This is a genomic window from Rahnella sp. 2050, assembly GCF_040544515.1.
Lineage (GTDB): Bacteria > Pseudomonadota > Gammaproteobacteria > Enterobacterales > Enterobacteriaceae > Rahnella > Rahnella aceris.
In genome coordinates this window covers 211313-221806 of record NZ_JBEPKE010000004.1, presented here as the reverse complement: position 1 = coordinate 221806, position 10494 = coordinate 211313, and the positions used below count along the sequence as shown (strand labels likewise).

Here is a 10494-nt window from a genome sequence, read left to right as displayed (position 1 = left end):
ATCATACTACGGGGAAACTGCAGTGCTCATCAGGGCACGGCATTTCCGACGGTGCGGTGTGATAGCATAGATGCAGAAACGAAAAGGCATTCCCGCAAAGGAATGCCTTTTTCTTTTAAGCATATTTTTTAAGCACTACTTTTAAGCAAGCAGGCGTCAGACCACCGGCAGTTTATCCAGAATCGCCTGTGCGGTATTCACGTCAGTCACTAATGAATTAATCATGCCTGAACGCACGGCACCGATAATCCCTGCCGCTTTTTCCGGCGTTGCCGCCACGCCGATAGTCAGCGGCGTATGGCGTAGCTGTTCAACCGAGGCCGCAATCATTCGCTCCTCGCCTTCCCAGTGCAATAACTCTCCGGTTCCCGTGAAGTAATGGCGCAGCACATCGCCTGCGGCATCGCTCAATGCCTGCTCACCGGGCGTCGCGGTAGTGGATTCACTCGGTTTCGGGGTATGCGTCAGACCCACACCGACAATCGCCGCATCGAGTTTGTCCCACAGTGAAATGATTTCCTGCACGCTCGGGTCCGAGAGAAACGCATCACGCAGTTCCGCCGAAGAAAGATAAGGGGCATGAAGAAAATAGGGTGTGCCTTCCATCTGTTCCGCCGCACGGCGCACGAACTCGGTTATCTGAAAATGCGGCGCAGATTGTTGCATCCCGCCGTTGAGCGCCACGGTCATGATCCCCGGCAGACGGGGCATACCGGCCAGCGTGACTTCGCGCACTGCTCTTCCCCAGCCGATGCCGAGCACCGATCCCGCGCCTAAACCGGCTTCCTGTAAAAGAGAAGCCAGCGGCGTCGCCAGCGCGCCGAGCACATTGCCCGGCGGTGCATCCACAACATACGCATGTTTCAGCCCGAGACGTTTTATCAGGTCTGCCGTCATGTCTTCCGGTGACGATAATCCCACCACTTCGATGCGCACAATCCCCGCCGCGCGGGCTTTATTCAACAACCGGGAAATGGTTGCCGTCGACACATCCAGCTTGCGTGCAATCTCCACCTGAGACATATCAGACTCGTAATGCAGCTTCGCCACCAGATGCATCATGGCACGCGTTGCTGCAATATCTTGCAAAATTGGCTCTTTCAGCTTGAAATTCCTTTCAGTAATGAATTACACTCAAATCGTCGATTGAGGGATTATTGCGCAACACCTGTAAAAATGCAATGTGCCGGATCGGGCTTCAACCCTTGTAATACGGCATGTTACGCGATTTTCCGCCCCGTTTTTTCAGGGGGGAAAGACATAACGTCCAGTGTAATCGAGATTTTTTAATCTGTAATAAATTTCACGCAAAGGAGAGTTCCATGTCAAAGATGTCTACCTCAGAATTACGCAGCTACCAGCAGATTTGCGGTAAAAATGGCGCGATGCTGGTGATCGCCTGTGATCAGCGCGGTGCCATGCGCAGCCTGCTCGCCAGCGACCCGCAACAGCAATCTGCCATTTCAGAACACGAACTCGGGCTGATTAAAGCCGACATCACGCAATATCTTGCCAGCAAAGCCTCCTGCGTACTGGTCGATCCGGTCTGTGCCGTTCCGCAACTGGTGGACAACGGCATTATTGCCCGCGACACCGCGCTGCTGATTGGCCTGGATGCGTCGGGCTGGGACAGCTCGCCGGAAGGCTACCGCCTGTCACGGCTGGTGGAGAATGTCGATGCACGTCGTGTGCGTGAACTCGGTGCGACCGGCGGCAAAATCATGGTGTATCTGCGTTCAGACCAGGAAGCAGCAAACCGTCATAACATTGATATTCTGCGCCAGAGCATTGAGGATTTCGCCCGCGAAGACCTGCTGCTGGTGGTGGAGTTTCTGACCTATAAACTCGACAACGAAACCGAGGAAGAATATAAAGAAAAAGTCCCGTCTCTGATTTATGGCGGCACCAAGATTTGTCTGGAATGCGGCGCGAAGGTGCTGAAACTGCCTTATCCTGGCTCAAAACAAGCCTGTGCTGACATCACAAAACTCGCTGGCGACGTGCCGTGGGCCGTACTTTCTGCCGGGGTTGACCATTCCACCTTCCTCAAACAAGTGGCAGATGCCATGAGCGAAGGCGCATCAGGCGTTATCGCAGGTCGTTCATTGTGGAAAGACTGCATCTCACTGGACCGCAACGCGACGAAATCCCGTCTTGAATCGCTGGCGGTACCGCGTCTGAACGAACTTCAGGCCGTCATTGAACAGTATTTCCATGCACCGTCACACAACCAGACACAACAGGTGGAACATGTCTGAAAACAGAAATGCCTCACGAAATGGCTCAACCGGCAAACGCGTCATCCTGGTGAACGGGATCCCGGCGTCAGGTAAAAGCCGGCTCGCCGTTGAGCTTTCTGCATACAGCGGCTGGCTGCAACTGTCGCTTGATGGCATTAAAAATCCGTTTCTTCAGCGATTAGAGAATGTTGACCGCCCTTTTAACCGCGTACTCGGGCTGGCAAGTTATCAGGTTATCTGGGACATCATCGGCGGCGCGCCCGAAGGCAGCACCTTTATTGTCGATGCCTGGTTTGGTTTTCAGCCCAAAGAGGTGTTGCAGGATTATCTGCAACGGGCGGGCATATCGCAGGTTGTGGAAATCTGGTGCCAGATTGATGCTGAACTGGCGGCCGAACGATTTTCTTCACGGCTGGGCGAGCGTTTACCGGGACATGTCGGGGCAGAATATATTCCCGAATTAAAAATTCTCGCAGGAAAAGCACGACCAATAACCCCGGGACCAGTTTATTCTGTTGACCAGAATGTTATCGGCCAAAATAAGCCTGTAAATATTGTTGATATTCATGCGTGGATAATCAATTCATTCAATACGCAAATTCAATAAATACTGACCGGAGGAAATATTCATTTACTGAAAAAGTAAGTTAATTCTGATATCAGGACCTTGTTAAACCTCTACTATCATTCATTCTTTCAGGTCTTTTGAAATTATTATCTTTCATTGATGGCTAATAGGATTGGATAGATCACAGTTTTTATTTTAATTAAATATCATACTGAGAAAAGACCCTATTCATATGAAGAGGTATTATGTTAAGCGACTGGATTAATGAAAATAACACGCAAATCATTAGCAAAATAGATGACTGGAAAAGTGCCGTGGCATTTGCCGTGCAACCATTAATTGATTCGGGCGCAGCGGAAAGTCGTTATCTTCAGGCTATATATGATATGCACCGGGAAATCGGGCCTTATTATGTTTTGGGCGAAGGTATTGCGATGCCGCACGCCCGGCCGGAAGAAGGGGTTAACCGAACGGCACTGTCTTTGGTCATTGTTTCAGAAGGCGTTGAGTTTGGCAGTGAAGATAATGATCCGGTTTACGTTATCTTCGCGCTGGCCGCGGTGGACAGCCATTCACACATCGAAATGATTGCCAGCCTTTCCCATCTGTTCTGCGATGACGAGGCAGCGGAACGATTAAAACGCAGTAAAAACAAGCAGGAAGCATTAGAGATTATCCGACAGTTTTAGACGTGAAGTGAAAAAAGATAAACATAACCCTTTATGAACACCTACAAAGAACGTAAGGAAAAATGATGAAAAAGCTATCAATCCTGGCGGTATGCGGTGCGGGTCTGGGCAGCAGTTTTGCCTGTGAAATGAGTATCGAAGCGGCACTGAAGGATCTGGGTGTGGAAGCCGATTTATCACATTGTGATATTTCAAGCGCCACGTCTTCAAGAGCCGACATTATTATGACCGGCGAAAATTTCAGATCGCAATTCCAGCATTACACCATCAACGCCAATATTATTTACCTGAAAAGACTGGTCGATAAAAATGAAATAAAGAGCAAGCTGACGCCTATTCTTCAGGAGATGGGTCACCTGGCCACTTAATAACAGACCCACTCAATTCACAATACTTATAAATCGATAAAACAATTACCGTGAACTCTACAGGGGACGCTTATGTCTTTCCTTCACTTTATTGTCAATGATGTATTAGGCCAGGCATCAATTTTAATCTCACTGATCGCCATGATTGGTCTGATCGCATTAAAGAAAAGCACCGGCCAGATCATTACCGGTACATTAAAAACGCTGCTGGGTTTTCTGGTTCTGCTTTCCGGGGCCAGCATTATTGTTAATGCCCTGACCTTTCTGGGTGAAATATTCCAGAAAGGGTTTCACATGCGCGGGATTGTTACCGACGTCGGTTCTATTGCCGGTATCGCACAACAAACTCTCGGCCGTGAAACCGCATTAATTATGGTTCTGGCGTTTATCGTTAATATCCTGATTGCCCGCCTGACCCGTTTCAAATATATCTTTCTCACCGGACAAGCATCGCTGTGGATGGCCACGGTGTGTTCCGTTATCGGTTATATGGGCGGCTTGCGCGGCACGGAACTGATCCTGACTGGCGGCATTATTGCGGGCGTCATGGCCGTCGGGATGCCGGTGCTGGCTCAGCCGATTGTGCGTAAAATCACCGGGTCCGATGATATTGCACTCGGCCATTTTTGCACCATCGGTTATATCGTGCAGGCGGGCGTGGCGAAAATCACCGGCGATGTCAGTAAAAGCACCGAAGATTTCGAACTGCCGCAATCTTTCTCGTTCCTGCAGGACACCTACCTGTCGATGATGGTGGTGATGATCCCGATTTACCTGATCCCGGCGATTGCCGCAGGCCCGGAAGTCGTCGCGCCTTACGCCAACAGCGTTAATTATCTGGTCTATTCGTTCCTGCAATCCATTCAGTTTGTGGTCGGTGTTTACGTTCTGCTGTCGGGTGTGCGCCTGCTGCTGGCGGAAATCGTACCGGCATTTCGCGGCATCGCCCTGCGCATCGTCCCGAATGCCATTCCGGCACTCGATTGTCCGGTGCTTTTCCCGTACGCACCGAACGCCGTCATTATCGGTTTCATCTCTACCACCATTGGCTCCATCATCGGTATGTTCCTGTTCCCGAGTCTCGGGCTGGCGATGATTTTACCGGGCATGCTGACCAACTTCTTCGCGGGCGGCACGGCGGGAATCTTCGGCAATGCAGTCGGCGGACGACGCGGCGCGATTATCGGCGGTATCTTCCACGGCCTGTTTATCACCCTGCTGCCTGCGCTGTTGCTGCCGCTGCTGGGCAAGTTCGGCTTCTCGAACGTGACATTCAGTGACTCAGACGTGATCAGCGTCGGGCTGGTATTCGGCCATATTCTCAACTTCTTCCACTAAGCAAGCCGGAGGTCATGGTTATGGACACACGCATTGAGCAAATTCTGGCGCAGCAATTGCCGCCGCAGGAGTCGGCGAAAGCGCTGAATGAGCTGGGAAAACAGTATCAGGAACAGCAGGATCTGGACGCGGCCATTGCCTGCTGGGAGCAAAGCATGGCCTGTTACGGCAAGCCGGGTTTTGCACAGGCACAGCTGATGAAAGCCTACAATGCGCGACGGCGGCAGTGCTCTGAAGCCGGTGACGGCAAAGGGCTGGAGCGATTTTCCGAAAAAATCGATGCGCTGATGCAGCAAAGTAAGGATGCAATCCGCTACGGATTCTGAGGCAATTAAAAGCCAGAACAGAGGTTCTGGCTTTTGTTTTGCACGTCTTTATTCTTCCCAATCCTTACGTAGAATAGAGGCTGCCCCCGCCGTGAGGGCCTAATCACTAAGGATTTACTATGCCGATGATCCGTCTGGAAATGTTTCCTGGCCGTACCCCCGAACAAAAACGTGACTTTGTCCGCGAAGTGACCCGCCTGGCAGCAGAAACCCTGAAATGTAAACCTGAAAGTGTGGATGTAGTGATCACTGAAATACCGAAATCACATTGGGCAAAAGGGGGAGTGTTGCCGGAAGAATAACAGGCGGAGATGAATCGTCGTCAGCCAGCACGCATTAATGTGCTGGCTGAGCAACGGATAAGGATGTTTTTACTGCTGTAACGATTTCGTCCGCTGCGCAAAACTCTTGCGCAACTTTTGCAGTTTCGGTGGGATCACCGCCATGCAATAACGGTTCTGCTGCCCCGCACCATCCCAGTAATTCTGGTGATAGCCTTCGGCCACATACACTTCGCCGAGTGGTTCGATGCTGGTCACAATCGGATCACTGTGATCGTGCTGCGCGCGCAGTATCGCCGCTTCCGCCTCTGCTTTTTGCTGTTCATTGGCCGGGAAAATCGCCGAACGGTATTGCGTGCCGACGTCATTTCCCTGGCGGTTAAGCTGGGTCGGATCGTGCGTCACAAAGTGAATATCCAGCAAATCGCCGTAAGTCAGTTTTTCCGGGTCAAACCCCACGCGGATGGCTTCCGCATGACCGGTCGTGCCGGTACAGACCTGCTCATAATTTGGGTTCGGGCGACGCCCGCCGGTGTAGACACTTTCCACCGACTCCACGCCAATGACGTCTTTGAACACCGCTTCTGTACACCAGAAACAGCCACCACCGAAAATAGCGTATTCGATTGTCATACAGACTCCTTCACTGAGGGGGTAGAGGAAATATGGGGACGAATAATGCTGAGATAAAGGTATGGCATTAAAAAAACAGAATGTGAAATTCTTATCGCCGGTAAATGATATTATTTTGTGCCTGCTTATTTCCCTGTAAATAGTGTTGATATTGTGTCTGATTGATCTGCCTTTTTTTTCGTGGCAGACTCACTGGCATTGAAATACATGGAATTCCCCTATGAAAGATGTCATTGAAGGTTTCCTCAGATTCCAGAAAGAGGCGTTTCCACAGCGTTCTAAGTTATTCAAAGAACTCGCGTTAAACCAAAATCCTAAGACCTTGTTTATATCCTGTTCTGACAGCCGGTTAGTGCCGGAATTAGTCACGCAGCGTGAACCGGGCGAACTGTTTGTTATCCGTAATGCCGGTAATATTGTGCCGCCATTCGGGCCGGAACCGGGCGGCGTTTCCGCCACGGTGGAGTACGCCGTCATGGCGCTGGGCGTAAAAGATATCGTCATCTGCGGGCACTCCAACTGCGGTGCAATGAGCGCGATTGCCAACTGCACCTGTCTGGATCATATGCCAGCGGTCGCACACTGGCTGCGTTATTCCGATGCCGCAAAAGCCATCAATGAATCCGTCGAACACGAAAACCCTGAGGCACGCGTCAACGGTATGGTGCACCAGAACGTCGTGGCCCAGCTGAGTAACCTGCGCACGCATCCTTGCGTATCGGTCGCCCTGGCGAAAGGGGAAATTACCTTGCACGGCTGGGTGTATGATATTGAATCGGGTTGCATCGAAGCCTTTGATGCGAAAAGCGGAGCCTTTATTTCGCTGTCCGATAACCCGGAAGTACGCGCCAGTTAATTACCCGTTAAATAAAACATCCGGAACATTTTTAAATAATGTTCCGGATGATAAATCAGCGACTTAAGACTTATTATATTGTTATCTTAACCTCTGCCGTAATATCCCCCTGCCTGCACGACAGTTAACTGATTTCTCTTTTACGCTACAGCGAGAATAATTGATGCCTGTTATCACGTTAAACCGTCTGGCTGATTTGCCAGCCGCACAGTGGGATGCGCTGGTGCCTGCGCAGCAGCCTTTCCTCAGCTATGCATTTTTATCCGCGCTGGAAGACAGCGGCAGCCTCGGGCCGCATTCCGGCTGGCATCCGCAGCATCTTCTCTGGCAGGAAAACGGGGAAATCCGCGCCGCCATTCCCGGCTATCGCAAACGCCATTCTTACGGCGAATACGTGTTTGATCAGGGCTGGGCGGATGCCTGCCAGCGTTCAGGTATTGCCTATTACCCGAAATGGCTGGGCGCGGTGCCGTTCAGCCCGGTGACCGGCGCACGGCTGCTGGGCGATGAACCGGCGGCAGTCAGTCTGTTGCAGGCGATACCAGATTATCTTGAAGAAAACGGTCTGACCGGCGCACACATCAATTTTACCGATGAACGCGCCAACCGGCTGATCGGCGGTGAAGCGGTCTGGCAGCACCGGCAGGGTCTGCAATATCACTGGCAGAACCGCGGTTATCGCGATTTTCAGGATTACCTCGACGCACTCACCTCACGCAAGCGCAAACAGTTTCGCAAAGAGCGCGAACAGGTGGCCGCGCAGGGCATTGAATTTGTCTGGCTGAAAGGCGCGCAGGTGACTGAAGCACAATGGGATTTCGTTTATGCCTGCTACAGCAATACCTATGCGGTACGCGGCCAGTCACCGTATCTGACCCGCGCATTTTTCAGCCTGCTGGCGGAAAGAATGCCGGAGGCGATCCGCGTGGTATTCGCGCAGCAAAATGGCCGTGATGTCGCCATGGCGTTCAGTTTAATCAGCGGTGATACGTTTTATGGCCGCTACTGGGGATGCGTGGCGGAATTCGACCGGCTGCATTTTGAAACCTGTTTTTATCAGGGAATGGAATACGCGATTGCCAGCGGCCTCAAACGGTTTGATGCGGGCGCACAGGGCGAACACAAACTGCTGCGTGGCTTTGAGCCGGTGATCACCGACTCATGGCACTATTTACGGCATCCGGGTTTGCGTGACGCCGTGGAAGATTTTTTAGTGGAAGAGCGTGCCGCCGTGCAGCGCTGGGCGGACGAAGCCCGCGAAGTGCTGCCCTACCGGCACGACGTCTGTTAAGTTCGGGCCCTAATCCATGCCGACAAATCCACCGGTCTGGTGTTGCCACAGGCGCGCATAAAGCCCGCCGTGCGCCAGCAGCTCGGCGTGATTGCCCGTCTCAACAATCTGCCCTTTTTCCAGCACCACCAGGCGGTCCATTTTGGCAATCGTCGATAAGCGGTGCGCAATGGCAATCACCGTTTTACCGCCCATCAGCGTTTCCAGACTCTCCTGAATCGCCGCTTCCACTTCGGAATCCAGCGCCGACGTGGCTTCATCCATGATCAGGATCGGTGCGTTTTTCAGTAATACGCGGGCAATCGCAATACGCTGACGCTGGCCGCCGGAAAGTTTGACGCCGCGCTCACCGACATGCGCATCCAGCCCGGTACGGCCCAGCGAATCATAAAGTTGCGGAATGAATTCATCGGCACGCGCCTGACGAATTGCCAGTTGCAACTCCTCTTCCGTCGCGCCCGGCCTGCCGTACAGCAGGTTGTCGCGGATGGAACGATGCAGCAGCGAGGTGTCCTGGGTAATCATACCGATTTGCGCGCGCAGGCTTTCCTGCGTGACGTCGGCAATATTTTGCTGATCAATCAGAATGCGACCGCTGTCGATGTCATACAGACGCAGCAGCAGATTCACCAGCGTGGATTTCCCCGCGCCGGAAGGCCCGATCAGGCCGATCTTCTCGCCGGGACGGATTGCCAGATCCAGATTGGGGATCACCCTGCCGCCTTCTCCGGAATTCTCTTTGCCGTAATTAAACTGAATGTGATCAAAGTGGATCGCCCCCTGATCGACTTTCAGCGCTTTCGCCTGCGGGATATCCGTTACCGTCAATGGCCGCGCAATGGTGTGCAGGCCGTCCTGCACCATGCCGATATTTTCGAAAATACCGTTCACCACCCACATGATCCAGCCGGACATATTCACAATACGAATAACCAGACCCGTCGCCAGCGCGATAGCCCCGACGCTTATCAGCGACTGGGTCCACAACCACAAGGCAAGACCGGTGGTGCTGACAATCAGCAACCCGTTCAGCGTGGTGACCGACACGTCCATGCCGGTGACCAGACGCCCTGCCAGTTGGGTTTTCTCGGTCTGTTCGCTAATCGCTTCGCGCGCGTATTTTTGCTCGAGATCGGTATGCGCAAACAGTTTCAGCGTCGTGATGTTGGTGTAACCGTCGACGATGCAGCCCATCAGTTTTGAGCGCGCTTCCGATGACTGCACCGAGCGTTGTTTCACACGCGGCACGAAATAACGCAGGCAAACGCCGTAACCGAAGATCCAGATAATCAGCGGGATCATCAGCCGCCAGTCCGCCTCGGCAAACAGGAACAGCGCACTGGCGGCGTAAATCACCACATGCCAGATGGCGTCCACCGCCTGCACCGCCGAATCGCGCAACGAGTTACCGGTCTGCATAATGCGCTGGGCAATGCGCCCGGCGAAATCGCTCTGGAAAAAGTTCAGGCTCTGTTTGAGGACATACTTATGATTCTGCCAGCGGATCATGCTGGTCATGCCGGGGCTGATAGCCTGGTGAACCAGCAAATCATGCAACCCGATAAACACCGGCCGCAGGATCATCGCCACCGCCGCCATCCATAAAAGCTCGCCCATATGGTCGGTGAAAAAACTGCCCGGCGGTGTGTCTTTGGTCAGGTCGATAATCTGGCTGAGATAGCTGAACAGCGAAACCTCAATCAGCGCACCGATCAGCCCCACCACCAGTAAAACGGCGAAACTCGGCCAGACCTGACGCAGATAATAAAGATAGAAAGGCAGAACCTGATCCGGCGGTTCAGCAGCCGGTGCCTCACGGAAGATGTCGATCATTCGCTCGAAACGGCGAAACAGCATAGCGATCCCCTTTATGATATCCCTGCCGGCGTTGCTGGTTTCCATGC

The 10494-nt window shown here is 52.6% G+C and carries 12 protein-coding genes; 9 read left to right on the top strand and 3 right to left on the bottom strand.

Annotated elements, in window-relative coordinates; all coding sequences use genetic code 11:
• Positions 1–156: 156 nt before the first annotated feature.
• Entirely contained in the window at positions 157–1089 is a 933-nt protein-coding gene (locus ABIC79_RS17090) for a sugar-binding transcriptional regulator (RefSeq protein ID WP_119261089.1), read from the bottom strand.
• 233 nt (positions 1090–1322) lie between these two features.
• On the opposite strand from ABIC79_RS17090, the gene ABIC79_RS17085 reads away from it, so the two are divergent.
• The 7 genes from ABIC79_RS17085 (at position 1323) to ABIC79_RS17055 (ending at position 5831) form a co-directional block, all read left to right on the top strand.
• A complete protein-coding gene (locus ABIC79_RS17085) occupies positions 1323–2258 on the top strand; it encodes a tagatose-bisphosphate aldolase (protein WP_013573508.1) in 936 nt (311 codons plus the stop codon).
• The gene (locus ABIC79_RS17080; RefSeq protein WP_013573507.1) at positions 2251–2847 is read left to right on the top strand and encodes a P-loop nucleotide/nucleoside kinase family protein; all 597 of its coding nucleotides are present in this window, start codon (positions 2251–2253) and stop codon (positions 2845–2847) included. Before ABIC79_RS17085 ends, ABIC79_RS17080 begins: the two co-directional genes overlap by 8 nt.
• Before the next feature lie 206 nt (positions 2848–3053).
• On the top strand, positions 3054–3497 hold the full coding sequence (locus tag ABIC79_RS17075; RefSeq protein WP_013573506.1) for a PTS sugar transporter subunit IIA: 444 nt from the start codon (positions 3054–3056) through the stop codon (positions 3495–3497).
• 65 nt (positions 3498–3562) lie between these two features.
• Positions 3563–3865, top strand: coding sequence for a PTS sugar transporter subunit IIB (locus ABIC79_RS17070; protein WP_013573505.1), 303 nt, complete (start codon positions 3563–3565; stop codon positions 3863–3865).
• A 72-nt stretch (positions 3866–3937) separates the two neighbouring features.
• Positions 3938–5203 carry a PTS sugar transporter subunit IIC gene (locus ABIC79_RS17065; RefSeq protein ID WP_013573504.1) on the top strand — a complete coding sequence of 422 codons (1266 nt, stop codon included), beginning with the start codon at positions 3938–3940 and terminating at the stop codon, positions 5201–5203.
• Between the two features lie 20 nt (positions 5204–5223).
• Positions 5224–5529: a hypothetical protein gene (locus tag ABIC79_RS17060; protein WP_013573503.1), complete on the top strand. Its 306-nt coding sequence runs from the start codon at positions 5224–5226 to the stop codon at positions 5527–5529.
• 119 nt (positions 5530–5648) lie between these two features.
• A complete protein-coding gene (locus ABIC79_RS17055) occupies positions 5649–5831 on the top strand; it encodes a 4-oxalocrotonate tautomerase (RefSeq protein WP_013573502.1) in 183 nt (60 codons plus the stop codon).
• Positions 5832–5900: 69 nt separating this feature from the next.
• Here ABIC79_RS17055 and msrA read toward each other — a convergent pair whose 3' ends face one another.
• On the bottom strand, positions 5901–6443 hold the full coding sequence (gene msrA / locus ABIC79_RS17050) for a peptide-methionine (S)-S-oxide reductase MsrA (RefSeq protein WP_013573501.1): 543 nt from the start codon (positions 6441–6443) through the stop codon (positions 5901–5903).
• Between the two features lie 220 nt (positions 6444–6663).
• Between msrA and ABIC79_RS17045 the strand changes: the two genes are divergently transcribed.
• On the top strand, positions 6664–7299 hold the full coding sequence (locus ABIC79_RS17045) for a carbonic anhydrase (protein ID WP_354567912.1): 636 nt from the start codon (positions 6664–6666) through the stop codon (positions 7297–7299).
• Between the two features lie 163 nt (positions 7300–7462).
• Entirely contained in the window at positions 7463–8590 is a 1128-nt protein-coding gene (locus ABIC79_RS17040; RefSeq protein ID WP_354567910.1) for a GNAT family N-acetyltransferase, read from the top strand.
• Between the two features lie 9 nt (positions 8591–8599).
• On the opposite strand, the gene ABIC79_RS17035 is transcribed toward ABIC79_RS17040, so the two are convergent.
• The gene (locus tag ABIC79_RS17035) at positions 8600–10447 is read right to left on the bottom strand and encodes an ABC transporter ATP-binding protein (RefSeq protein WP_013573498.1); all 1848 of its coding nucleotides are present in this window, start codon (positions 10445–10447) and stop codon (positions 8600–8602) included.
• Positions 10448–10494 lie beyond the last annotated feature (47 nt).

What these genes read in the sequence shown, in the direction of transcription:
- ABIC79_RS17085 (WP_013573508.1), top strand. Translation starts at nt 1,323, where the DNA reads ATGTCAAAGATGTCTACCTCAGAATTACGCAGCTACCAGCAGATTTGC.
- ABIC79_RS17080 (WP_013573507.1), top strand. Translation starts at nt 2,251, where the DNA reads ATGTCTGAAAACAGAAATGCCTCACGAAATGGCTCAACCGGCAAACGC.
- ABIC79_RS17075 (WP_013573506.1), top strand. Translation starts at nt 3,054, where the DNA reads ATGTTAAGCGACTGGATTAATGAAAATAACACGCAAATCATTAGCAAA.
- ABIC79_RS17070 (WP_013573505.1), top strand. Translation starts at nt 3,563, where the DNA reads ATGAAAAAGCTATCAATCCTGGCGGTATGCGGTGCGGGTCTGGGCAGC.
- ABIC79_RS17065 (WP_013573504.1), top strand. Translation starts at nt 3,938, where the DNA reads ATGTCTTTCCTTCACTTTATTGTCAATGATGTATTAGGCCAGGCATCA.
- ABIC79_RS17060 (WP_013573503.1), top strand. Translation starts at nt 5,224, where the DNA reads ATGGACACACGCATTGAGCAAATTCTGGCGCAGCAATTGCCGCCGCAG.
- ABIC79_RS17055 (WP_013573502.1), top strand. Translation starts at nt 5,649, where the DNA reads ATGCCGATGATCCGTCTGGAAATGTTTCCTGGCCGTACCCCCGAACAA.
- msrA (WP_013573501.1), bottom strand. Translation starts at nt 6,443, where the DNA reads ATGACAATCGAATACGCTATTTTCGGTGGTGGCTGTTTCTGGTGTACA.
- ABIC79_RS17045 (WP_354567912.1), top strand. Translation starts at nt 6,664, where the DNA reads ATGAAAGATGTCATTGAAGGTTTCCTCAGATTCCAGAAAGAGGCGTTT.
- ABIC79_RS17040 (WP_354567910.1), top strand. Translation starts at nt 7,463, where the DNA reads ATGCCTGTTATCACGTTAAACCGTCTGGCTGATTTGCCAGCCGCACAG.
- ABIC79_RS17035 (WP_013573498.1), bottom strand. Translation starts at nt 10,447, where the DNA reads ATGCTGTTTCGCCGTTTCGAGCGAATGATCGACATCTTCCGTGAGGCA.